Raw genomic sequence first — 24,303 nt, 5'->3', positions numbered from 1 at the left:
CAGTTATTCTTGGGTTTCAAATACAAATTCAAGGGGATTCCCGATCGCTCCATTTGGTAAACTTATATTAAGTAAAGCCGAAATAGTTGGTGCTATATCAGTAATGTTGGTACGTTGCAATGTACTCCCTTTTGCTATACCCTTACCAAAAAACAATAGTGGTACATGGGTGTCGTAATTTAAACCGGAGTGATGATCTGTTCCTGTTCGGTTCCAAAGAGTGTCCTTAAAAACGGCTGGATTAAATACAAAAACAATATCGCCAGATCGTTTTTGATTATGCCCATTCATTAACATGTTTTCCAGATACCCATTGGCAAGTTCTAACTGATTACCATCAGAAGTGGTGTAAACTTTATCTATCAATCTATATTGTAATAACTTATTGGAAACTCGTTCTTTTAACTCACTCAAATCTAAATTAGATTTTGAAATCTTTTTATGGTTAAAAAAAATCTGGTTGTTAATTCGGCTTAATATCAATTTCTTAACGCCGTATTCTTCCTCTAGTTCACTATTCAAGGCATCAACCATGGCATTCAAATCAAATAATCCGGCTGGTATTTTATTAGACTGTAAATACGAAGGTACGTTTGGCGCTCCATGATCTGCGGTTAAAAACACAACGTAATTATCAGCCCCTACTTCATCGTCCAAAGCCTTAAACAGACGTTCTAAATCTAAATCCAAACGAATATAGGTATCCTCTACTTCTTTAGAGTTAACACCAAAATTATGCCCTACCTTATCAGTACTGGAATAACTCACTGTCAACACATCGGTATAATTATCTTTTCCTAAACCCTCCTCTTTAAGTAATTCTAAAGTGAAATCGGTAATCAAACTGTTTCCGTACGGCGTTTCAACAATTATTTTATAATTCCCATTATCGGCTTTTAAAGCGTTCAAGTCATAAGGAAATGTAGCCGTTTCCTTTCCACTAAAACCACCTTCAAAGGTGTTAAGGTCATCACCACTTTCTGTATATGAATCAATATCATAATAGGTATCCCAAGTTTTAAAATACTGTTCCGTTTTGTTCGATTCATTAAAACGTTTTACCCAGTTAGGCAATTCTTTCATATAAAACGAACTCGAAATCCAATTTCCAGTCCCTTTATCATCTACCCAATACGCCGCATTTGCCGTATGACCAGCAGGTAAAACTGCTCCTCTGTCCTTTATTGAAACACCTATTGTTTTACCGCGCATTTGCGTAAACAACCTATTCTCGTCTGCAAAAGTCGTAGTCAACATACGATGGGGAGACATTTGACCTTTTTTGTTATCTGTACCCACAGATTTAAAGCTATTATCATTTACACAATACACATTTTCACCAAGCTTTTTGTCAAACCAGTCATTCCCTATTATACCGTGAAATTTTGGTGTTGTTCCTGTAAAAATAGAGGCATGCCCTGGGGCTGTCTTGGTTGGTATATAATTAAAATGATTGTTCTTACAATTAAAGCCATCTCGTATCATACGCTTAAAACCGCCTTCGCCATACTTATTGTAAAAACGCGTTAAATAATCATAACGCATTTGGTCTACTACTATACCAACTACCAATTTTGGTCTGTTATTAGGTTCATTATATTGCGCCTTTACTGTTAAAAAGCTAAAAACTAAAAGTAAAAACAAGACTTGGTTTTTCATGTATTTCATAATTAGGTCTCAAAAATACTGATTTTTAGATATCCCTATTTAAAATTACAGTTAAATACATTTTAGTTTTTTATTTTAGCATTAATAAATTTCTCTATGACTTACCTCTATAATATTGGTACTTATTTTTTAATGATTAAAGAAATGTTTCGTAAGCCAACCAAATGGTCGGTCATGAAAACATTAATCTTTAAAGATATTGACGATTTAATTTTTGGGTCACTTGGTATTGTAGCCTTTATATCCTTTTTTGTTGGCGGTGTCGTTACCATACAAACAGCACTTAATATTGACAACCCACTTATCCCAAAATATCTGGTAGGTTTTGCCACAAGGCAATCGGTAGTATTAGAATTTGCTCCCACCTTTATTTCTATTATTATGGCTGGTAAGGTCGGTTCGTTTATTACATCCAGTATTGGAACTATGCGTGTAACCGAACAGATTGACGCCCTTGAAGTCATGGGTATTAATGCCATAAACTATTTGGTGTTTCCTAAGTTTATTGCCATGATGCTTTATCCCTTTGTTATTTCCATAGCGATGTTTTTGGGTATTTTAGGTGGTATGGCCGCCTGTATTTATGGTGGGTTTAGCACCTTGGAAGATTATATTACCGGTGTTCAAATGGATTTTAACACTTTTCATATTACGTATGCCTTTGTTAAAACCTTTGTTTTTGCCTTTTTATTGGCTACAATCCCGTCCTATTACGGTTACTTTATGAAAGGTGGAGCCTTGGAAGTTGGTAAAGCCAGTACCACATCGTTTGTTTGGACCAGTGTTATGATTATTCTTTTAAATTATTTATTAACCCAATTGATGTTGAGCTAATGATAGAAGTTAAAGATTTGCATAAGTCGTTTGGAGAAGCCCATATTTTAAAGGGTATTTCCACTGTTTTTGAAAAAGGCAAAACCAGTTTGGTTATTGGACAAAGTGGTTCTGGTAAAACGGTATTTCTAAAATGCCTGTTAGGTCTTTTTCATCCTGAAAAAGGTACTATTTCATACGATGGAAAAATATATGCTAACTTAAGCGATGATGAAAAGCGTGACTTGCGAGCCGAAATGGGCATGGTATTTCAAGGCAGTGCCTTATTTGACTCGATGACCATTGCCGAAAATGTGATGTTCCCCTTGCGCATGTTTACCAAACAAAGCAAAAGTGAAATGCAAGATCGTGTAGACTTTGTTTTAAACCGTGTTAATCTTTTTGAAGCCCACAATAAAATGCCAAGTGAAGCCTCTGGCGGTATGCAAAAACGAGTTGCTATTGCTCGAGCCATTGTGAACAATCCTAAATATTTATTTTGCGATGAGCCTAATTCTGGATTAGACCCCAAAACAGCCATAGTAATAGACAACCTGATTCAAGAAATAACAGACGAATACAATATAACCACTATTATCAACTCGCATGATATGAACTCGGTAATGGAAATTGGCGAAAAAATTGTGTTTTTAAAAGATGGCCATAAAGCTTGGGAAGGCTCTAACCAAACTATTTTTAAAACCGACAACGAAGCGGTTACCGATTTTGTATATTCTTCAGAGTTGTTTAAAAAAGTACGTCAAATGTATTTAGAGGAGCGCCAATAAAACCTTAATTATCACGTCTTACCACCAACGTATCTAATTGCAATTTGGTTTTTAACCAACGTCCTAACTTATCTTCTTCTTTTGTAATGTCGCGTTTTTTTATTTTGGACTTGTCCCACTTTACTGTAAAGACAGCCAAAGTATCGGTCTTTTTAAAATTAGATGATATTTCACTGGCATAGCCAAAGCTCTCTAAAGCTTCGTAGTTTATTTGGGCTTCTCTAGCCACCTGATTGAATGGAATAGCATGTTCTTCTAAAACCGATAAGGTCTTTACACGATTTTCTAAAAACAATATTTTTTCAGATTGGTTAACCAAATCCAATGAGTCGCGATAGCGCAAGCGTTCCATATACTTTAAATTATCAAACTCCTCATCTGGCCTATTCTGGTTAAAAACGACTCGTGTATTTGCCAAGGCAGGATAAGCACTACGTTTACTTTTTAACAACTCTATGGTGGATTCAGGAATTTCGTCCAAACCGTAGGTATTAAAAGCTATAAAGGAATCGCCATCGTTATAATCGTAGTTCATGTTCTTTTTAATGTACTCAAATTGTGGTAAGGCACTAAACTCATTATCCACATAACTTCTAGCATCAACATAAAACCGACTCTCTTGTAGCACATTGTAAAAAGTCCACATAGCCGGCACCATAACCACAATAGCCAATACGGATGCTATTCTGGCAATGCGCTTACGCTTTTTAGAGTTAGCATATTTTAACATAGGAAACCGTAGTGCCTTTAAAACAATAAAAGTTGCCAAAGCAATAAAAATGGTATTTATGGTAAACAAATACATGGCACCAAGAAAGAACTGCCAATTTCCTTTAGCCAAGCCATAACCTGCAGTACATAAAGGCGGCATCAAAGCCGTGGCAATAGCCACACCAAAGATTACAGAAGCTATGGTTCCTTTTTTAGTTTTGGCTATTATTAATGCCGAACCACCAAAAAAGGCTATAAGTACATCACGAATATCAGGCCGAGTACGCGCAAACAGTTCAGAGGTTTCTTCACTTAAAGGAAAGAGCCAAAAGAATAAAAACGCCGTTAATAAACTCAACACTATCATAGTGGCTAAATTTATTAGCGACTTTTTCATAGTATCAATATCATTAACCGCTACCGATAATCCGATACCTAAAATAGGTCCCATTAAGGGTGAAATTAACATGGCACCGATAACCACAGCAGTTGAATTGGCATTTAACCCAATGGAAGCCACAAAAATAGAACAGACCAAAATCCATGCGGTAGCACCTTTAAATGAGATGTCTTTTTTAATAGCCTCGATGGTTTCATCGCGATCGGTATCTTCACGAAAATCCAGAAGCTCTATTAAAAACTTCCTGATGTTTTGCACCAAGCCCTTGGCGTCTTTTTGAACCGCTTTTTTAGATTCTTCTACTGCAGCATTTTTTTTCTCTTCGTCTTCGGAGAAATTGAATTTATGTTCTTCCATATACTACTATCCTAGATTATCACCAAACTTATCTTTTACGCTTTGGAGCACTTTTTTAATATCCTGCTCTTTAGCTTTAGGAAAGATAAGCAAAACTTCCTCTTTATCAACAATTATGTAATCATTAATACCGTCTACTACCACAACCTTTCCTTTTGGTGCCCTTATCATATTTCCCGTGGCGTCTTCGGTTAAGGTTTTGGCATTTACTACGGCATTATTTGCGGTATCTTTGTCCAACTTATCGTATAAACTGCCCCAAGTGCCCAGATCGTTCCAATCAAAAGTTGCAGGAATTACGTATACATTTTGCGAACTTTCCATAATGGCATAATCTACCGAAATGTTTTCTGCTTCGGCATAATGTGCCTCAATAAAAGCCGTTTCGGCATTGGTATTATAAGCTGCCATGCCCTTTTCAAACAGCGCATACAAATTGGGTTGATTGGTTTTAAAAGCTTCGATTACGCTTTTAACGCTCCACATAAAAATGCCGGCATTCCATAAAAAATTACCTTGAGCTATAAACTGTTTGGCGGTTTCGTAATCGGGTTTTTCCCTAAACTGGTTAACTGGCTTAATGGTTTCGGTTACCGCCTTATCGTACTCTATATAACCATAGCCCGTATTGGGAAAGGTAGGCGTAATTCCCAAGGTCATAAGTGCCTTATTTTGCGCGCAAAAATTAAAGGCCTGTTGCACATTTTCGGTAAAGGCCTGCTCGTCCTCTATCCAATGGTCGCTAGGTGCTACAATCATTACCGCATCTGGGTTTTCCTTTTGTATTTTTAGCGACGCATATAATATACAGGGTGCCGTATTTCGCATGGCCGGTTCCAACACCACTTGTCTACTGGTCACTTCTGGCAATTGCTCGAAAACCAAATTGTTGTAACGTGCGTTGGTTAAAATAAATATGTTTTCTTTTGGAATAAGCTTACTTAAGCGCTGAAAAGTTTTTTGAATAAGGGTTTCGCCTGTTCCCAACATATCGTGAAACTGCTTGGGGAAATCCTGGGTACTTACAGGCCAAAATCGAGAGCCTACGCCTCCTGCCATTAAAATAGCATAATAGTTTTTATTCATAATTTAATTTACTAATTCTACTTCAGCATTAGGATTAAACAAATACAATTTTCCTGATGAAAGCTCTACACATTCAAAACGCTTGGTGCGTTTGCCCACTTTTTTAAACACACGCCCATTGTATAATTTAAAGGTGCTACCTAATGGTAATTCAAAAATAAAGGTTTTATCGTTAGGTTCGTCAAATTGCTTTAAAGCAAAGGCCAATTGTGTATCGGTATCGCTACTGGCTTTTGGGTTTTTAAAATGCTTGGCCAGCATTGGCAACAGCTGTACAGGAAATATCTCTGGATTTAAAAAGGGCAGCATAAGGTGTTGAAAGGTATACTTCCACTCCCTACCATGTGGCTTTATGTTTTTACCGTAGGTTTTATAGGCTTCAAAATGGGCTATTTCGTGAATAAGGGTTATTAAAAACCTATAGCTGTTTAGGTTGCTGTTTACGGTTATTTGGTGTTTGCCATTAGGCAAACGCTTATAATCGCCATGGCGTGTTTTACGTTCGCTTTTAATTTTTACGCTAAGGTTATCGTCGTTTAGCAAGTCTACAACTTGATGAACTGCTTGTGTTGGTATGTAGTTTTGGAGGGTTTTATGCATAACACAAACATAGTGTTTTTTAGAGATTTTTTATAGGTGTTTAAGGCCTTACCCTGTAGGTATTCCAAGCCATTTATGTTTGGCATTACCATTTCTGCCATTTTTTACTGTTTTTAGGAGTATTTACCGGAATAGTAAGTTTGGGATAATATACCCTTTGCATACACTATCCATACTTAAGCCATACTTAAGCTATACTTGAACTATACACAATGACCCGTCCTAAAATAGCTATACAGGTTAATACATAAATCCTGATATCATTATATAACTCTATTTTTTGATCCTAAAATGGGTACAGATAAAATCAAGTGTATGAAAAAGGCTAAAAAAAAGAATTACAAAACAATCTGTTAATGGATACAAAAAAGTGTTCATATCCGGAGCAAAAATCGATTAAACGGCTATATTTGTGTTTATACAACAAGTTACAAGCAAGCTGAACAAACCAACATAAATGGAAATATTGATAATAACAGGACCACCATATTCTGGAAAAGGAACACAATGCGAAATTTTAAAAACGCAACTTAATTTTGAACATATATCAACCGGAGATAGATGCCGATTAGAAAAACAAAATGAAACTGAAATCGGAAAAATAATGTCTGAATATGAAGAAAAAGGTGATTTAGTTCCTGATTCAATTATGAAAGACCTTTTCAGCCAAATATTGGATGAAAATAGTTCAAAAGATGGAATCATATTAGATGGTTATCCAAGAACTGAACCACAAGTTAATGACCTAATTGAACTTGTGAACTCAAAACAAATGAAAATTGGAAAAGTATTGAATATAAATGTACCGAAATCTGAACTTTTGAAACGTGCGGAAAAAAGAGCCGAAACATCAAACAGAAAAGATGACAAAGACCCTAAAATTCATATTAAAAGAATTGAGGTTTTTGAGAACTCGACAAGACCTGCAATTGAATATATGAAATCAAAAATCAAAGTGCTGACTTTTGACGGACTTGGAACAATCGAGGAAATAACTGAACGAATAAAAGCCAGCTTGTAACACGGTGTATAAAACATAGCTAATAAATGCTTAACCCAAAGGTTTGTGTATATTTAGAATGTCCGCCAAATTTTTAATTTGGCTTTTAAAAAGAGAAAAATTAAAAACAAAATATAAAAATTCGGCTCTGTGTTAAACCGAAAAGTTTGTGTCTTTTTGCACGCTACATTTCATACACAAGTCCGTTGTACACCATTATGAAAAACCTACTTGCATCCATTACAACTTTGCTGATTTTTAATACTTCTTTTGCTCAAAAAAGTGAAACTGAACTATTGAAAGATTATCACTTCTATGTTGAACACAACATAGAAATGGGAAAATGGAATACTAAATATTATCTTGACAATGGACTTATTTCAGTCCAAGAAAGTTATTGGAGAAATGAACTACGAAATCGAACTGAATTTGAATACGACCGATTTGGAAATGTAGAACGTGAAATAAACACTTATAATATCAATGATGGAAAAAGAAATAATATATCCAATTTTATATTAGAGTATAAAGACTCATTATTAATAAGCAAGGAATTTAGATTTGGAGTTATCGAAAAATATTCCAATTTCAATGATCTTGGAAAACCTCAAAAAATAATCCGAATTGATTCGTCAAAATTCACACTTCGTCCAAACAAGGAATTAATAGAATATGACAAAAATGGAAATATTATAAAAACAACAGAATTCAGTAGTTACGAAGATTTTGACGGAAAAACTATTAATGAAACAGCCACAACTTACTATAAATACAACAACGAAAACAATGTAATAGAAATTCATCGAGAATTTGAACCTAAACAAGAGTTTCCAATACATATGACTGGCGGACCATCCAAATACGAATTTGAATACTTTAGGTATAAATACAACAGAAGTGGACTTTGGACAAAAAAGTATAAAAGTGTTGAAGGAAAAGAAATTTTAGTTGCAAAAAGAAAATATAAATAACGGTGTACAACACCGACTAGAATTCATTGCTTCTGACTTTGCTTGCGGAAAATCCCCACGGATTCTCACAAAAACCCTCAAATACCCATAACCAATAAGGCTATTTAAGGAGTTGCAACATTTTAAAAAAGATATCGTCTTTCTTAAAACTATCAATCAAAATACTTCTCCTTATGTACAAAATGAATTTGAGCTTAATAGCCCTAGTGTTATTTACATTTTTATCATGTCAATCAAATACCAGAAAAGAACTTGTTGATTCTGCAACAGGCAATTCAAATTCTATGCAGAATAGAATTGAAAACAATATTCACAGAATAGACAAAAATGGAAAAAACGACCCTTTAGCGACCACCATAGAGACACGAATGAGAGATCTTAAAGTGCCAGGTGTAAGTATAGCTGTTTTTGACAATAACCAAATACTTTGGGCTAAAGGCTATGGCAAAAAAAACAAAGAAACTACAGAGAATGTGGATGAAAACACCATTTTTCAAGCTGCTTCGATTTCCAAACCTATTGCAAGTGTTACGGCATTTAAACTTATTGAGAAAGGCAAACTTTCACTTCATGAAGATGTTAATTTAAAACTAAAAAGATGGCATGTGCCAAATAATACGTTTACCGCAGATGAAAAAGTTACCCCTAGTAGGATAATGAGTCATACTTCGGGATTAGGAACATCGGGTTTTCAAGGTTACAATAAAAAAGATACGGTACCAACATTAAACGAAATTTTACAAGGTAGTACGATAACCAATTCAGAACCCGTACGTGTTGTTCAAAAACCTGGAGAATCTGAATTATATTCAGGTGGCGGAATGGAAGTATTACAAATGCTAATAGAAGATGTAAGTGGACAAGAATTTTCTAAACTGGCAGATGACCTCATTCTTAATCCCATTGGGATGAGCCACAGTTCTTTTGTTTATCCCCTTCCAGAAAAACTACACAAATTAACAGCCAATGGTTACGATGAAAACGGGAATCTTATTGATGGTGGCTACCGTATCTATCCTGAAAAAGCAGCAGCTGGCCTTTGGAGCAACCCGACAGATTTAGCACTTTTTATGATAGCGTTGGGAAAATCATATCGTGGAGATGATAATACGTTATTAAGTGAGGAATCAGCAAAAACCATGATGACCCGAGTACCAAATGCTGGTGGCATTGGAATAGGCCTAGATGGCGAAGGAAAAGCTTTTCGTTTTAGGCACACGGGCGGAAACGCTGGATTTGTTTGTTATGCTGTGTCTTTTGCCAATACTGGACGTGGTGCTGTAATTATGACAAACTCTGATAACGGATTCCCTCTGATTCATGAAATCATAAGAGCTATCTCTAAAGGGTATAATTGGCCAGCAATGTGGATGCGTGAATAAAAAATTAGATAAAAATATCTACTCTCAACAATGGCAATAAATAATTGCTATCTTAGGTTTGTGATGGAATTTCCTGTTGGGTTTTCACGAAGGTCACACACATACGTTTTAATCCATTATAAAAAATGAAAGACGAGTATTTAAATAGTATTACAAAGCAATTTGAATATTATAAATCTGTTGGAGAGAAAACTTTTGACCAACTTAATGAAAAGGACTTTTTTTGGCAGTATAACGAAGCATCCAATTCCATTGCTATAACCGTTAATCATCTATGGGGAAATATGAAATCGCGATGGACAGATTTTTTGACTTCAGATGGCGAAAAGGAATGGCGCAATAGAGATATGGAGTTTGAAACGGTTATAAAAACCAAAGCAGAACTCGTTGAGAAATGGGATGATGGATGGACATGCTTGTTTGATGCGCTAGATACTATTAATACAGAAAACTTCGCGACTAAAGTTTATATTAGAAATCAAGAACACTCCATACTTGAAGCTATAAACAGACAGCTAGCACACTACGCTTACCATATTGGACAAATTGTATATATAGGCAGAATGATTAAAGGCAACACATGGAATAGTTTGACAATTCCAAAGGGAAAATCAACTGAATTTAATACTAAAAAGTTCTCAAAAGGGAGACATAAAGGCCATTTTTCTGATGATTTAAAATAACCAAACTACTGCATTTAATAATGATTTATTGTAAATATTTATACTTATTTTTAATGTTATGATTCTATCTGTTTTATTAAGCGTTATATTAATTGGACTCGGGTTTATTCATTTTAATTGGGTAATTGGTGGCAAATTTGGGTTTTCAGAATCCTTACCCACAAAATTAAACGGAGAAAAAGTGTTAAATCCCAAAAAGGCAGATAGTGCAATAGTTGGTATTGGGCTGACAGCTTTTGGTTTTTTTTATCTCATTAAGTCTGGACTTATAAATTTTAACCTGCCTGTACGGATAATGACTTATGGCAGTTGGATAATTCCAGCAATTTTCTTGCTACGCGCCATTGGCGAGTTTAAATATGTTGGTTTTTTTAAGCAAATAAAAGAAACAGAATTCAGCAAATGGGATACTAAACTATTCTCGCCTTTATGCCTGACAATAGCCATATGTGGCATTATAATTCAACTCACACAATAAAAAATCCCATGATAACATTTATAAAAATGAATACAATGAAACACCAAACCATTCTAATATTCACAACACTATTCGCTTTATTTACATCACCACTTTTAGCGCAAGACGGCAACTTTATTAAGGACTATTTAGAACGATTGGAAAACTCTAAAAGGTATTTAATTCTTGTGGCCGAAACCATGCCAGAGGATAAATACACTTTTAAAGCCACTCCAGAATCCATGAGTTTTGCAGAAAATTTAATGCATATTGGATGGGCAATGGATTGGCACAGTCAATCCCTAATGGGTGGTCGCGAAGCCAGAGATTGGAATACCGATACCGAGCTTAAGGTTGACAACAAAACTAAAACCGAAATGATTGCCACAATTACCGAAACATTTGACAAAACCATAACATTTATTTCTAATTTCGATACCAAAAAACTTGAAGAGCGATTGGATTATTTTGGGTTGGACAGAACAAAAAGACAAGTTTTATTATTACTTGCCGACCATATAACACACCATAGAGGACAAATGCTTGTTTATATGCGACTAAATGGGCTAAAGCCACCAAGATATGTACTATACCAATAGCTGCAAAATGATACGTAAAATGCTATTATGATAAAATTCTTTAAACAAATTCGCCGCAATCTTCTAAAAGATGGTAAAACTGGAAAGTATTTAAAATACGCCATTGGGGAAATTGTTTTGGTAATGATTGGTATTTTATTGGCATTACAGGTAAATAATTGGAACGAAGGCAGGAAAAGACTACAAACGGAAAAGCACTACTTAAATGAGCTAAAAATTGAGTTTACGAATAACTTCAATGAAGTGAATAGAGTAATGGGCAAAAATCAACTAAATCTTGATAATGCTTTAAAAATTGCCAATCATGAAACATCGGACTCAACAATTTTATCAAATTCCGAATTCAACAGACTATTATTCTACGCTATTTTAGGTGAAATTCAGTATAGACCCAGTCCGGGTGTATTAAATGGTCTATTGAACGCTGGAAAATTAGAAGTTATTAGAAACAAAGCATTGCGATCAAAATTATCTTCATGGGATGGCATTCTGCTTAAAGTGCGTTTCCAAGAAGAAGAACATTCCATTTTAAGATATAAGCTTTTAAATATTGTATATGCAAAAGGGAATTTTAGAAATGGTTTTTCTGACACTGATTATATTAACTACGGATTAAAGCCTGGAAATACAAACAACAGCAACTTCGAGCTTTTGAATAATCAAGAATTTGACAATCTAATCTCTACATTTTATTTAACTGGTAAATACTTAAATGAATACTATTACAAGGAACTCAAATTAAGTATTGAGGAAACATTAAATTTAATTGAAACGGAATTACATCATTGACAATTTAAAACTGAAGTAATTTAACCACTAATGCTTTACTAGTTTTAAAAGTTGTATTTTAGGAATGGTTATTTTATAATGTGGAGACTAGAGACCACTAAAAAAACAGGGCGAGACCGAAAAGCCATACGAGTAGGAACTAAACTAATACTGTTATGCCTAAATATGTAATAGAAAGAGAAATTCCAGATGCTGGAAAACTAACAGAAGATCAATTAAAAGCTATCTCACAAACCTCGTGTGGTGTACTCGCAAAAATGGGGTCTCAAATCCAGTGGGTACACAGCTATGTAACCGACAACAAAATATATTGTATTTTATGTGGCACCAAATGAAGAAATGGTTCGAGAGCATGCCAAACAAGGAGGATTCCCTGCAAATTCGGTGAGTAAAGTATCGACAATTATTGATCCTACTACTTCAGAATAAATATTGCAAGCCAAAATAATTTATTTATGAAAAATTCACCTTTATTAGTTTTAATTATTTTTTTGATAACCAATTGTGCTGAAAAGAAAGAAAGTGAGACCGACATAAGGAATAACATTTTAACTACTTACAATAACATGTACATTTCCTATGGCGAAGGCACTGATGAATTTTTTAAATATTTTGAAAATGACTTTGTAAGAGTCACGCCTTCTGGAGATTTGTTAAGAGGTATGGAAAAACAAAAAAACGAATGGAACAATTACTTAAAAACACATTCGGTTGGTCTTGAAAGTTTTGGCAAGCCCGAAATGATAATCAGCAACAATCAGGTTGTTACTATTGGTGATTACAATGAATATTTTATCAATAGAGAAACCAAAGACAGCACCCATAATCGAGGCGTTTATATTGCCACTTGGAGAAAACAAGAAAATGGCTCCTGGAAAATCTGCGTGGATACTTGGCACTCAGGGTTAGACAAAGAGTAAAGTATAATAAAGTGGATTAAACCCTTAATCATTCAAAACATGAGAAAAACAATAAGTTAAGCCATAATAATACAAACCTTTTCTTACCAAAAACCAGCAACATTAAACACTGACACTCTTGTTAATCAGTTTTTTACCCATTTTTTTGTCTCGTTTTTAACAAAAATTATTATTTTCACGGCAGCTTAATCAAATCTAAAATGAAGAATCTATTTTTTATCGCTTTAGCTGCGCTATTTGTGTTTTCTTGTTCAAACGATGACGATGTTATTGTAGCGCAATGTGGCAAACCTCAAAACGTATCCGCAAACAACATTACCTTTAATAGTGCCACTATAGATTGGGACAACAACAGTTCCACCTCTTACACTATTGAATATGGCGTTTCTGGATTTACATTAGGAACTGGAACATCTGCTGATGTTAGTGACAATTCAGCTGATTTATCGAGTTTAGATGCTAACACAACTTACGATGTTTATGTAAGAACCAACTGCTCTGCAACCAATACCAGTATGTATACAGATGCTGAAAGTTTTACAACGGCAGCACCGCTTGTTGTACCCCAATTCACAACCAACTTATCTGATATGTATATTTATCAAGGTAACATGAGTGATTTAAATCCAAGTCCTTACGTATTTGAATACGATTTAAACACACCACTATTTACCGATTATGCCCATAAACAGCGTTTAATAGCCTTACCTCCAGAAACCACTATGGATTATATAGATGATGGTTTTCCTGATTTTCCAGATAATACGGTTATTACCAAGTCGTTCTATTATTTAAATGACGAGCGCGATGCCTCACAAGGTAAATATATTATTGAAACGCGTGTATTAATTAAAATTGAAGGGAATTGGCAATTGGGTAATTACAAATGGAACAACGACCAAACCGATGCGGTTTTAGACGATACCTCAAGCCACGTTTTAGTAGATTATATTGATGCCAATGGCACAACACAAAATGTAGATTATGTAATTCCAAGTGCACAACAATGTTTTGACTGCCACAGTAATGCAAGCCAAGTGACTCCTATTGGCCCAAAATTACGCACTATGAATTTCAACAATCAACTACAAGATTTTATTAATGCTGGTCATTTAGGAAACTTAACAGATCCTTCAACTGTAGCTACCTTGCCAGATTGGTCAGATGATGTTAATTATACTTTGGAAGAACGTGCTCGTGCGTATTTTGATATTAATTGCGCGCATTGTCATCAAGTTGGTGGTTTTTGTGAATTCCAATCACAATTACGTTTAACTTACGAAACACCTTTTGCAGAATCTTATATTCTTGAAAGAAGTTCTAGTATTGATAACCGTATGCGAAATTACAATGAAGGGTTTAGCATGCCACTTATAGGAACATCTATGGTACATAATGAAGGTTATGCTTTAATTTACGAATACTTAAATTCGCTTTAAACGATACTAATTCAAACACTAAAGCCAGTGATTTTTTCAAGTCACTGGCTTTTAATTTTCAATAGTCATCATAACAGATTATTTACTGCATACCATTTTGGTTTTAATGCATGCATGAGGGTTAAAGTGTTTAGGCAAATAGTCCTTAACATTAAAATTAAAAGTCAACTCTTCTTCTAATTCAATAAGCTCAATTTTACTCCAGTCTAAATCATGCTTTCCTTTAAGCGGATTAAAATTTTCTGGTAAATAATCTTGAGTGTTAAAATCAAACGTCAACTCTTCTTCTAACTCTATTACCTTAATAGCATCAATGGCTATTGGTTTAACATCTGGATTGTGAAATAAAAGGCTTTCAAGGTGGGCCTCTTCTTCAGCTGTTACAGTTAATAAATTACCTGATGTGCTATCATCCGGTTCTTCAATTACGTTGTCCGACACAGTCATACTTGCTGCAAGTATCAAACTGCTTACTAAAGTTACTAGTTTCATTTGGTAAAGATTTAATTGTTTATTGAAGTGACTCATTTTTTAGCATATAGTTACACTCCTTTTGAAATCTTTAACATTAAAAATCAATACTTTATATTTTATTTAAGAGTAATATGCCCAAACGTTAAGAATTTTAATATCTAATGCAAGTAACTTTTAATGGCTTGGTGGTATTCTGGGAAGTCAACTAAATTATGATGATTGGCACCATCGACTTTAATAAAAATAGCATTTTTAATATTTGAGGCCTTATAGAGTTTTTTTCCAGAAGAAATAGGCACAATGCGATCTTCTGTACCATGAACAATTAAAACAGGACACTTTAAACTAGCAATAAAACTATAGGATGGAAAGGTATACGACAGCAATGGTTTTACAGGAAAAATAGGGAAACGCTTTTGAGCCACATCAGCTAAACTGTAGTAAGGTGTTTCCAAAATTATTTTTTTGGGATTGTTTTTTGAAGCCACATAAGTTGCAATCCCTGTTCCTAAAGACCGACCATACAGAACGATATCAGATTCTCTATACTGGTTTTTTAAATAATTATAACAAAACTGCGCATCATGATAAAGCGCCTTTTCGTTTAAAGCCCCTGTACTCTTTCCGTACGTTCTATAATCTATAACGAAAACATCGTAGTTATAATCTGTAAAATATTGAGCGATATTACCCCATCGACTTAAATCACCTGCATTACCATGAAAATACAATATAACACCCTTTGGCTGATCTACTTTAAAATGTACAGCATTAATAACCGATTCATTATCTGTATTTAAAAACACCTCCTCAAAATCATGATGGAACTGATACTGGTAATCCTGGTTTAAAACTGTTGGTAAAAAAATTAATCGCTCTTGAAACAGGCATAGGACAAAACCCATTACAAGGTACAATCCTAAAACCAATAATAGGATTTTTTTAAGTCTAGTGTTTTGTTTTTTTTGAGGTATGGATGACATGAATACTGGTAGTTTCTAAATCTATTTCTTTGGGCTTGGAATTGAGAATATCGTCCAACATAAAGTGATAGGACTCAAAATTATTTAGGTTCTTATGTCCGCCACCTATAACCGTATGAAGCTTGGTTAGAGTCGGGTTAATTTTTGACAACCTAACGCCTGTTTTGTATGGAATTAACTTATCGTTTGTACCATGTATAATATGAATTGGACATTGCACATATTTTAACCATTTGTAAGTTGGCAAAGGATATTTCATTAATAAGGACAGTGGCATAAATGGAGCATACCGTGCCGTAACCTTGGTCAAACTATAATAAGGGGCATCAAGAATAAGCATTCGCGGATGGTTCATAGACGCTAGTTTGGTGGCAAAACCCGATCCTAATGAACGACCGTAAAGGATAATATACTTTTCTGGCACCAGCTCCTTTAATTTATTGTAAATGACTTGTAAATCACGTTTAATAGCTTTTTGGGATCGTCTTCCTGTACTCTTTCCAAAACCTCTGTAGTCTACCATAAACACATTAAAACCATGTCTGGTAAAGTCAACAGCAAACTTGCCCCAACCCTTTATACTTTTGGAATTTCCTTTTAAGTACAGAACAACACCTCGCGGATTTTGTTTGGTTTTAAATAATACACCGTTAAGTTGGGCGCCATCTCGAGTTTCCATATTAAACTCCTCGGTATCTTGGTTTTCGTAGTAAAACTGAAAATCCTTGGGTAATTTTTCGGGCTTAAAAAGCATATAGTCCTGTAAAAAATACAATGCCACACTTATAGCTATATAAGCTATAACTACTATTATTACAACAGACCACCAATATGCCATTTTAAAGGAAATATGTCTTTACAAGATATAAAAAAAGGTTGAGTTCAAATGGATTATGATTTTTTGAAGGCTTTCAATTTAAAACCTCGTAATGGTAACATTACGAGGTTTTGGGTTAATTAACCAATCATCAAAACAAGAAAATCATGTATACGATGATGCCTTCTGCAATACCAGTAACAATACTCATTCCCAGAATATCTTTAATCTTGCTTTTTAAAAAGAAAATGGCACATAGAATAGCCATAATAGCGGCCAATAAAATTTCTAAAGCATCAATTTTTGAAAGCAAAAACGTTATTCCAGTAAAAGTGGCCGTAATGACCAATGTGATAATGCAGAACTTAATAATCTCATGTTTGCTATAGTTACCTTCAACAAACCCGTTTCGTAAATCCCTTAAAATAGAGAGCACAAAAAGCAAGGGAACTACAGATAAAAAGGGTGCAAAAATGACTTTAATTCCTTTTACTATTGACAGATCGTTATAAGCAAAAAAAGCGATAGCCGTAAAGGCCAGTAATCCAGTTACGATAATAGATTGAAATGTAAACAGTAATTCACGTTTTCCTGAATTACTTCTGACTGTTGTATTACTAAACATTGATTTCATAATTATTTATTTTTGATGATTAAACTTTGTTTTGATTTATATGTTTTGCGTATTAACATTATAAACACCAATAGACCTATTGCTGAAAACATATGCTTTAAGGCATGACCACTAACGCCGTTAGACAGCTTATAAATTGAGCAATCAAAATACTCTAAGCCTTTAGCAACACCATAAAATAATAGCAGCATCCAATATTTAAGATTAATGCAAATTTTAGACTTGTTACATAACAGAATAATGGGAATAGCAAGCATAGGATAAAACTGTAAAAAGGCATATAGCCTTAGGTCTCCTGTAAAATTCCAGACAAGAATGGATGTTATTCCCAATACCAGCAATGGAATCAACAACATGTTACCGGTTCTTTGATTAAAAAAATCGCTTATTACAATTGACACCAATGCCATAAACACAAATGTCATTGGTAACCTATCCCATACCAAACTTTTATCTGAAGGGTTTATATGATAATAGGCTGAACCTATTGATACCAATACAATACCTACAAAAAAGGTCAAATACTGCAGTTTGTTTTGCTGTATTGTACGATTTTTTAAAAGTCCAAAACACCCAATAATCAAAAATGGGAGATTGGTAATTACGTTCCAGAAATTTGGTATCCCAAAATGCTCGTTACTATCACAAAAAGCATGATACGTTTGATTTTGTTGAATGGGATTAAAGACAAAAACCAATATTAGCACCAAGCCTATAGCAGTTAAAATAGTATATAAATGTTTAAATCGGACCATTTTCTATTGAATTAAACTGACAAAAAGAAGACGTGTATAGCAAGGGCCAGCAATACACCACTCAAAATTCCATTGGCCTTTAAATTGTTATATAAAATAAAATTGAGCACATAACTACTAATTGCCGTTGAATTGATAAGATGGGCGAAAATTAAATTATCCTCTAACTGATTTCCGGTAGTCCATTCTAAAAGCTGCATAATGATAACACCAACTACTACAGTTATAATTAATAGAAATGTTGCTGGTTTTTGGTTTTTCGCTTTATAAGCATCTGTATTTTGGGGCATAAAATGCTCGATTACTATAAATCGCACAAAAAATAATAAGGGGATTGGAAACAAAATGGATGCCATAATTTTTATCACATCCTTAAACGTTTTTATCTCATCGTAACCTATAAAAACCAGATATACAAAAACAACAACAGAAACTGCCGTTGTAATTATAAAAGCCATATTTAATTTCTTAAGCCGCATTAATAACCAAGAATAAGGTTACTGTCCATTGTGTTATTGGCCAAATAGTCAATACTATTGCCATAGGCTTTTACTAAATGGCTATAAATAGTTTCGAGTTGAGTGATCAACACAAAACAAAATAGAATAAGCAATGTGGTTTTAATAACTCGTTTCATAATAGTTTACTTTGATGATTACATCACAAAATTGCCAACACTTATAAAAAGATGAAAAACAAATAACCACAATTAATGACGATATATTTTTTCGATTTTATATATTTTATATTATTTTTAATGAATATTACAACATTTATAATGACGATATATTCATGAATATAAAAGCAATTATTTCTACATTATCTTTTGAAGAAAGACAGCAATTTGTATTGTATCTAGAAAAAAAGAACAAGCGTAGCGATGCCAAAAACATACAGTTGTTTAAGCTTTTATGCAGTAAAGAATTGTCCTCAAAAGACATCTGCCTAAAACTTTACAAAACCGACAAATGCAATGCTTATCACGCCCTCCGAAAGCGTCTTTTTCAATCTCTAATAGACTTTATTGCAAACATGAATTTAGAAGAGGAAAATACTGTTGAGATGCAGATTATTAAATACATTTTGGCTTCGCGAACGTTCTTACTTCACAATAAACCCAAAACAGCTTACAAAGTTCTGGATAAAGCCGAGGCATTAGCTAAAGAGCAATACCTCTACAACATACTAAATGAAATATATCACACCAAAATACAATACGCTTATACCAACCCATCAATTGATTTAGAAACACTAATAAAGACTTTTAAGGAAAATCAGAAAAACCAGTACATAGAAGAAGAGCTCAACATGGTTTACGCCAAGATTAGGCAAACCTTAAACAAAATAACTTACAAAGGCGAAATACTGGACTTTCAAACCCTATTAAACAACACCTTAAAAGAGCATAATATTAAATTAAGCGACTCCCTCTCTTTTAAATCGCTTTATCAACTCATGAGTATTGTCAGCATTTCGGCATTTGTAACCAATGACTATTTTAAAATTGAGTCTTTTCTAATAAAAACCTACAACAGCATTACCAGTCAAAAAATACAAAGCAAGCAATTATTTTACCATATTGAAGTGCTATACATGATAGCAAACACTTTATTTAGAAACAAAAAATTTGAACTGTCGCTACACTATCTAGACCAGATGCACACCCAAATGCTTTCAAACAAAAAGAAACACTACAATACCTTTAAATTAAAATACAATCTGCTTTTAGCCTTAAATTACAACTACTCCAATCAACAAGACAAAGCCATTCAGCAATTAATCCCTTTCACCAAAGTAAAGCATGTAGACATTGAATCACTACTGGATATTCACTTAAGTCTCATTATGTTTTATATCCAAAAAAATGAATTCAAAAAAGCCCATACGGTCTTTTCAAAATTTTATCACACCAATAGCTATTATACAGAAAAAGCAGGAATAGAATGGGTGCTAAAAAAGAACCTAGCCGAAATAATCTTACATATTGAGCTCCAAAATATAGATTTAGTAGATTCACGAATATTAAGTTTTAAACGTCAACACTACCCTTATTTAAAACAAATTAACCAACATCGCGCCATCACCTTTTTAAACCTGGTTGAGTATTATTACAAAAACCCCAAAAAGGTAACCTCTAAAAGCTTTCACAATACAGTTGAAGCATCGTTCAAATGGATTGCAGCAGAATGCGAAGACATTTTTGTGATGAGCTTTTATGCTTGGCTAAAAAGTAAAATGGAAAATAGCGACCTGTACAAAACCACCATGGACCTAATCAATCAATAGCAAATGTTAATCTCTAGTTAAAATTAAATTAAACATTAAACCTTTTAAAATCTACCGAGTCCAAGTAACAAACAAAAAACATAAATACATCATGAAAAAACTAGTTTTAATTGCACTAGCTCTAATCACCCTTCAAGCTACTTCACAAGAAAGAAAAGATCGCCAGAAAATGGACAAAAAGGAACGTGCAGAACGCATTAGTCAATATACGCCTGAAGAAATTGCTGAAATTCAAACCAAGCAAATGACTTTACAGTTGGATTTATCGGAAGCCCAGCAAAAACAAATAATGGCCATAAATGTTGAAAATGCCAAATCCAGAAAAGCTATAATGGAAAAACGCCAGAAAGCTTTAGAAAACAAAGAAAAAAAGGAGCTTACCAAAGAAGAAAAATTAAAAATGAAGAATGATATGCTAGACCGGCAAATTGCCATGAAAAAGCAAATGAAAGACATTTTAAATAAGGAGCAATACGAAAAGTGGGAAGCTATGGCAAAAGAAAAAATGGAAAAAGGGCGTCATCAAAAGAAGAAGATGATGCAGAAAAAATAATTTTTGAGTTAGTTAAGTTGGTTAGTTTAAAAAGGGCAGTCATGTTTATCATACTGCCCTTTTTGTTTTTACAAACTTTTACTCACCGTATTACAGGCTTCTATGGTTTTATCTAAATCGGCATAAGACAAAGCATCCGTAATAAACCAGGTTTCGAAAGCACTTGGCGCAATATAAACACCTTCATTAAGCATGCCATGGAAGAACGCTTTAAATGTATCATTATTACCTTTTGCAGCGGTTTCAAAATCTACCACCTCATCTTTGGAAAAATGCACAGATATCATCGAGCCCACCCTATTAATGGTATGCACAACTTTATTTTCATTTAAAACTTTGGACAACCCTTCATGAAGATATTCCGTTTTAGAATTTAATCTATTATAAATTTCTTCATCACTATTTAATTCTTTTAGCATAGCTAATCCAGCAGCCATAGCCAATGGATTCCCACTCAAAGTGCCTGCTTGATAAACAGGTCCAACAGGTGCTAGGTAATTCATAATGTCACTACGTGCTGCAAATGCACCAACCGGTAAACCACCACCAATTACTTTACCAAAACACACAATATCAGCATTAATTCCATAAAGTTCTTGAGCACCACCCTTGGCTAGTCGAAATCCCGTCATAACCTCATCGAAAATCAGAAGAATATTATGAGCATCACATAAGACTCTCAACTGCTTCAAGAAATCTGGTTTAGGTGGTATACACCCCATATTCCCAGCTACTGGTTCTAATATTATACAAGCAATTTCATTTTTATTTGCAATAATAGCCTCAACATTTTCAATATCATTATAACGCGCTAACAAGGTGTCTTTTGCCGTACCTTGCGTTACACCTGGACTATTGGGCGAGCCAAAGGTTACGGCTCCACTTCCAGCTTGGATTAAAAAACTATCACTATGACCATGATAGCAACCCGCAAACTTTATAATTTTCTCTTTGCCCGTGAATCCTCGTGCCAAACGCACAGCACTCATACAAGCTTCGGTTCCCGAATTAACAAACCGTATTTTATCTATATTAGGCACCATGGAAACAGCCAATTCCGCAATTTGGGTCTCTATTTCGGTTGGCGTCCCAAAAGATGTTCCTAGCTGGGCTTTCTTTACCACAGCATCAACCACTGGCTTATGGGCATGACCTAAAATCATGGGACCCCAGGAATTAATATAATCGATATAGGTGTTCCCATCAACATCAAACAGGTAAGCACCTTCAGCTTTTTCAATAAAAATTGGTGTTCCGCCAACAGCGTTAAAAGCTCGTACTGGCGAGTTAACACCTCCTGGTATAACGGCTCCAGCTTGCGCAAAAAGCGCACTGCTTCTTTTATATAACATATTTACTTTTGATTTTTTAATTGGATTTCACGACTAAAACTTCACCAATTTTCAAATTATTTGAAGACAAGTCGTTTAGCCTTTTGAGTTCATCTACTGTGGTATTGTAGCGTTTGGACAACGAATATAAGGTGTCGCCTTTTACAACCTTATGTGTCATTTCATTTGAAACCACAACAACCATATCATTTTTGTTCCCTGTTACAGCCTCATCATATTTATAAAGCTCATAGCGTTCAATCAAGCTAATAAGTTTATCCGGATATTTTCTATCGGTGGCATAACCAGCTGCCTTTAGCTCTTTTGCCCAACGTTTATAGTCTGTAATATCCAAATTAAAAAGCTTGTAGTAACGCTTCCTTTCAGTCAAGAACAAGGAATGATCCCTAAACGAATATTTGGCATCTTTATACTTTCTAAAGCACTCTTGTGAAGCATCATCATCATGATAAATTTTGGCACCCGTCCAACCATGGCACTTAATTCCAAAATGATTATTGGCTTCAACAGCTAAACGCCCTTTACCTGATGCTGATTCTAAAATACCTTGAGCCAAAGTAATACTTGCAGGAATTTTATAGAGGCGCATTTCTTCTTGAGCAATGGTATAATACGCTTCAATGTAATCCACAGTTAAATTTCCACTTGATTTTTTAGGTTCCGCTTGAGGCGTTTCTACTTCAACTTGAGGTGTGTTAACTTCAGGTTCTGTGTGTTTTACAACGCGTTCTGTTTTTGTTTTATTTCTGCTAGATTTTGAAGCAGCTCGTTTCTTTGAACCACAACTAAACACCAAACTCAACAACACTATGAATACTACAATCTTTTTCATCTTCAATTAATTAAGGGCATTTGTTTTTTCTTTAAGAGCTTGTTCATACCATCTATACCCTGTAACCCACCCGTATGAATAGCCAGAATTCTGGCATCTTTTGAAAAATAACCGTTTTTTATTAAATCAAAAATACCAAATAACATTTTGCCGGTATAAATAGGATCGAGAGGTATACTATTTTCCGCCTTAAAGGCATTAATAAAACTGACTAGTTCCGTATTTATTTTAGCATAACCACCAAAATGGTAATCCGCGATAAGCTCCCAATTTGATTTATGCGCAAATTTACGAATATCTTTTTGTAAAAAATCACCTTTTAGCGCCTGAAACCCCAAAATTTTCTGATGCTCTTCAGATGCGTTAATGAGACCCGATATGGTGCCACCTGTTCCCACAGGGCAACAAATAAAATCGAAGACTTTATCCTCTTCTGTCAATATCTCTTCGCATCCTTTTACAGCAAGTTCATTGGTGCCTCCTTCAGGAATTACATAAAAGTCACCGAAGTCACGTTTTAGTTGATGTATAAAATCAGGTTTGGTTTTATTTCTATAATCCCCTCTAGAAATAAACTTAAACTGCATCCCACACCTCTGTGCAAATTGTAATGTAGGATTATTGCTGACCTTTTTTTCAAGTTCCTCTCCACGTATAACACCAACCGTTTTAAACCCCTTACTTAATCCTGCTTTAGCAACAGCCGCAATATGGTTTGAATAGGCGCCTCCAAACGTTAATAGCCTAGAAAACCCACTGCTTTCAGCTTCTATTACATTATATTTTAATTTTCGGTATTTGTTGCCTGAAACAAAAGCATCAATTTGATATTCTGGTTTAATAAACAAACTCGATGTAAGTTGAATATTAAGTTGGTCTATATTTTCAATCATTTTAACGAATTTAAAAACAGATACTTACATTTCATGCAAATTTGTAATATTTTAAGCCGTT

At 34.4% G+C, this 24,303-nt stretch carries 29 protein-coding genes; 15 read left to right on the top strand and 14 right to left on the bottom strand.

Features of this window, described 5'->3' with window-relative positions; genetic code table 11:
* Window positions 1–3 precede the first annotated feature (3 nt).
* The gene (pafA, locus tag K7G76_RS08230) at window positions 4–1,659 is read right to left on the bottom strand and encodes an alkaline phosphatase PafA (RefSeq protein ID WP_255572962.1); all 1,656 of its coding nucleotides are present in this window, start codon (window positions 1,657–1,659) and stop codon (window positions 4–6) included.
* 105 nt (window positions 1,660–1,764) lie between these two features.
* On the opposite strand from pafA, the gene K7G76_RS08225 reads away from it, so the two are divergent.
* Together K7G76_RS08225 and K7G76_RS08220 are read left to right on the top strand one after the other, a co-directional pair.
* Window positions 1,765–2,502, top strand: coding sequence for an MlaE family ABC transporter permease (locus K7G76_RS08225; RefSeq protein WP_223033729.1), 738 nt, complete (start codon window positions 1,765–1,767; stop codon window positions 2,500–2,502).
* Complete coding sequence (locus K7G76_RS08220; RefSeq protein WP_223033728.1) at window positions 2,502–3,269, top strand: ABC transporter ATP-binding protein; 768 nt, start codon at window positions 2,502–2,504, stop codon at window positions 3,267–3,269. The genes K7G76_RS08225 and K7G76_RS08220 overlap by 1 nt, the downstream gene beginning before the upstream one ends.
* 4 nt (window positions 3,270–3,273) lie before the next feature.
* On the opposite strand, the gene K7G76_RS08215 is transcribed toward K7G76_RS08220, so the two are convergent.
* From K7G76_RS08215 to K7G76_RS08205, 3 genes are read right to left on the bottom strand one after another with little or no spacing between them, the layout of a single operon-like run.
* Window positions 3,274–4,737, bottom strand: a complete 1,464-nt coding sequence (locus K7G76_RS08215) for a DUF389 domain-containing protein (RefSeq protein WP_223033727.1) — start codon at window positions 4,735–4,737, stop codon at window positions 3,274–3,276.
* A 6-nt stretch (window positions 4,738–4,743) separates the two neighbouring features.
* Entirely contained in the window at window positions 4,744–5,823 is a 1,080-nt protein-coding gene (locus K7G76_RS08210) for a mannose-1-phosphate guanylyltransferase (RefSeq protein WP_223033726.1), read from the bottom strand.
* A gap of 3 nt (window positions 5,824–5,826) precedes the next feature.
* Complete coding sequence (locus K7G76_RS08205) at window positions 5,827–6,423, bottom strand: SprT-like domain-containing protein (protein WP_223033725.1); 597 nt, start codon at window positions 6,421–6,423, stop codon at window positions 5,827–5,829.
* A 457-nt stretch (window positions 6,424–6,880) separates the two neighbouring features.
* Between K7G76_RS08205 and K7G76_RS08200 the strand changes: the two genes are divergently transcribed.
* The 11 genes from K7G76_RS08200 to K7G76_RS08155 all read left to right on the top strand — a co-directional run bounded on the left by K7G76_RS08200 (window position 6,881) and on the right by K7G76_RS08155 (window position 14,663).
* Window positions 6,881–7,444 carry an adenylate kinase family protein gene (locus tag K7G76_RS08200; RefSeq protein WP_223033724.1) on the top strand — a complete coding sequence of 188 codons (564 nt, stop codon included), beginning with the start codon at window positions 6,881–6,883 and terminating at the stop codon, window positions 7,442–7,444.
* Window positions 7,445–7,590: 146 nt separating this feature from the next.
* On the top strand, window positions 7,591–8,394 hold the full coding sequence (locus tag K7G76_RS08195) for a hypothetical protein (RefSeq protein ID WP_223033723.1): 804 nt from the start codon (window positions 7,591–7,593) through the stop codon (window positions 8,392–8,394).
* Between the two features lie 173 nt (window positions 8,395–8,567).
* Complete coding sequence (locus K7G76_RS08190; RefSeq protein ID WP_223033722.1) at window positions 8,568–9,776, top strand: serine hydrolase domain-containing protein; 1,209 nt, start codon at window positions 8,568–8,570, stop codon at window positions 9,774–9,776.
* A gap of 125 nt (window positions 9,777–9,901) precedes the next feature.
* Entirely contained in the window at window positions 9,902–10,459 is a 558-nt protein-coding gene (locus tag K7G76_RS08185) for a DUF1572 family protein (protein WP_223033721.1), read from the top strand.
* Between the two features lie 58 nt (window positions 10,460–10,517).
* Window positions 10,518–10,937, top strand: coding sequence for a DUF3995 domain-containing protein (locus tag K7G76_RS08180; protein WP_223033720.1), 420 nt, complete (start codon window positions 10,518–10,520; stop codon window positions 10,935–10,937).
* A gap of 35 nt (window positions 10,938–10,972) precedes the next feature.
* Complete coding sequence (locus tag K7G76_RS08175) at window positions 10,973–11,515, top strand: DinB family protein (protein WP_255572961.1); 543 nt, start codon at window positions 10,973–10,975, stop codon at window positions 11,513–11,515.
* Window positions 11,516–11,542: 27 nt separating this feature from the next.
* Complete coding sequence (locus tag K7G76_RS08170; protein WP_223033719.1) at window positions 11,543–12,304, top strand: DUF6090 family protein; 762 nt, start codon at window positions 11,543–11,545, stop codon at window positions 12,302–12,304.
* Between the two features lie 155 nt (window positions 12,305–12,459).
* Window positions 12,460–12,639 (top strand): DUF4242 domain-containing protein, encoded by a 180-nt coding sequence (locus tag K7G76_RS08165; RefSeq protein WP_255572960.1) that lies wholly within the window; start codon window positions 12,460–12,462, stop codon window positions 12,637–12,639.
* Window positions 12,626–12,733 (top strand): nickel-binding protein, encoded by a 108-nt coding sequence (locus tag K7G76_RS15395; RefSeq protein ID WP_255572959.1) that lies wholly within the window; start codon window positions 12,626–12,628, stop codon window positions 12,731–12,733. The genes K7G76_RS08165 and K7G76_RS15395 overlap by 14 nt, the downstream gene beginning before the upstream one ends.
* Window positions 12,734–12,759: 26 nt before the next feature.
* Entirely contained in the window at window positions 12,760–13,224 is a 465-nt protein-coding gene (locus K7G76_RS08160) for a YybH family protein (RefSeq protein WP_223033718.1), read from the top strand.
* A 200-nt stretch (window positions 13,225–13,424) separates the two neighbouring features.
* Window positions 13,425–14,663, top strand: a complete 1,239-nt coding sequence (locus K7G76_RS08155) for a fibronectin type III domain-containing protein (RefSeq protein ID WP_255572958.1) — start codon at window positions 13,425–13,427, stop codon at window positions 14,661–14,663.
* A 78-nt stretch (window positions 14,664–14,741) separates the two neighbouring features.
* Here K7G76_RS08155 and K7G76_RS08150 read toward each other — a convergent pair whose 3' ends face one another.
* From K7G76_RS08150 to K7G76_RS08120, 7 genes are all read right to left on the bottom strand, one after another.
* Complete coding sequence (locus K7G76_RS08150) at window positions 14,742–15,155, bottom strand: hypothetical protein (RefSeq protein WP_223033717.1); 414 nt, start codon at window positions 15,153–15,155, stop codon at window positions 14,742–14,744.
* Window positions 15,156–15,295: 140 nt separating this feature from the next.
* Window positions 15,296–16,120 carry an alpha/beta hydrolase gene (locus tag K7G76_RS08145; RefSeq protein ID WP_223033716.1) on the bottom strand — a complete coding sequence of 275 codons (825 nt, stop codon included), beginning with the start codon at window positions 16,118–16,120 and terminating at the stop codon, window positions 15,296–15,298.
* Window positions 16,086–16,958 (bottom strand): alpha/beta hydrolase, encoded by an 873-nt coding sequence (locus tag K7G76_RS08140; protein WP_223033715.1) that lies wholly within the window; start codon window positions 16,956–16,958, stop codon window positions 16,086–16,088. The genes K7G76_RS08145 and K7G76_RS08140 overlap by 35 nt, the downstream gene beginning before the upstream one ends.
* Before the next feature lie 130 nt (window positions 16,959–17,088).
* The gene (locus K7G76_RS08135) at window positions 17,089–17,571 is read right to left on the bottom strand and encodes a hypothetical protein (RefSeq protein ID WP_223033714.1); all 483 of its coding nucleotides are present in this window, start codon (window positions 17,569–17,571) and stop codon (window positions 17,089–17,091) included.
* Window positions 17,572–17,573: 2 nt separating this feature from the next.
* Window positions 17,574–18,326, bottom strand: a complete 753-nt coding sequence (locus K7G76_RS08130) for a ceramidase domain-containing protein (RefSeq protein WP_223033713.1) — start codon at window positions 18,324–18,326, stop codon at window positions 17,574–17,576.
* A gap of 11 nt (window positions 18,327–18,337) precedes the next feature.
* Complete coding sequence (locus tag K7G76_RS08125; protein ID WP_223033712.1) at window positions 18,338–18,784, bottom strand: hypothetical protein; 447 nt, start codon at window positions 18,782–18,784, stop codon at window positions 18,338–18,340.
* A 20-nt stretch (window positions 18,785–18,804) separates the two neighbouring features.
* Window positions 18,805–18,963: a hypothetical protein gene (locus K7G76_RS08120; protein WP_223033711.1), complete on the bottom strand. Its 159-nt coding sequence runs from the start codon at window positions 18,961–18,963 to the stop codon at window positions 18,805–18,807.
* A 155-nt stretch (window positions 18,964–19,118) separates the two neighbouring features.
* On the opposite strand from K7G76_RS08120, the gene K7G76_RS08115 reads away from it, so the two are divergent.
* Both K7G76_RS08115 and K7G76_RS08110 read left to right on the top strand, forming a co-directional pair.
* Window positions 19,119–20,612 carry a hypothetical protein gene (locus tag K7G76_RS08115; RefSeq protein WP_223033710.1) on the top strand — a complete coding sequence of 498 codons (1,494 nt, stop codon included), beginning with the start codon at window positions 19,119–19,121 and terminating at the stop codon, window positions 20,610–20,612.
* A 91-nt stretch (window positions 20,613–20,703) separates the two neighbouring features.
* Window positions 20,704–21,165, top strand: a complete 462-nt coding sequence (locus K7G76_RS08110) for a DUF4890 domain-containing protein (RefSeq protein WP_223033709.1) — start codon at window positions 20,704–20,706, stop codon at window positions 21,163–21,165.
* 68 nt (window positions 21,166–21,233) lie between these two features.
* Here K7G76_RS08110 and hemL read toward each other — a convergent pair whose 3' ends face one another.
* Genes hemL through K7G76_RS08095 form a run of 3 tightly spaced genes read right to left on the bottom strand, consistent with a single transcriptional unit; the run spans window position 21,234 to window position 24,242 of the window.
* A complete protein-coding gene (gene hemL, locus K7G76_RS08105) occupies window positions 21,234–22,517 on the bottom strand; it encodes a glutamate-1-semialdehyde 2,1-aminomutase (protein ID WP_223033708.1) in 1,284 nt (427 codons plus the stop codon).
* Between the two features lie 16 nt (window positions 22,518–22,533).
* Entirely contained in the window at window positions 22,534–23,349 is an 816-nt protein-coding gene (locus K7G76_RS08100) for a glucosaminidase domain-containing protein (protein ID WP_223033707.1), read from the bottom strand.
* Between the two features lie 2 nt (window positions 23,350–23,351).
* A complete protein-coding gene (locus K7G76_RS08095) occupies window positions 23,352–24,242 on the bottom strand; it encodes a 1-aminocyclopropane-1-carboxylate deaminase/D-cysteine desulfhydrase (RefSeq protein WP_223033706.1) in 891 nt (296 codons plus the stop codon).
* Window positions 24,243–24,303 lie beyond the last annotated feature (61 nt).

Source organism: Hanstruepera marina (assembly GCF_019880635.1).
Taxonomy (GTDB): Bacteria; Bacteroidota; Bacteroidia; order Flavobacteriales; family Flavobacteriaceae; genus Hanstruepera; species Hanstruepera marina.
This window is presented reverse-complemented; position numbering and strand designations above follow the sequence as displayed.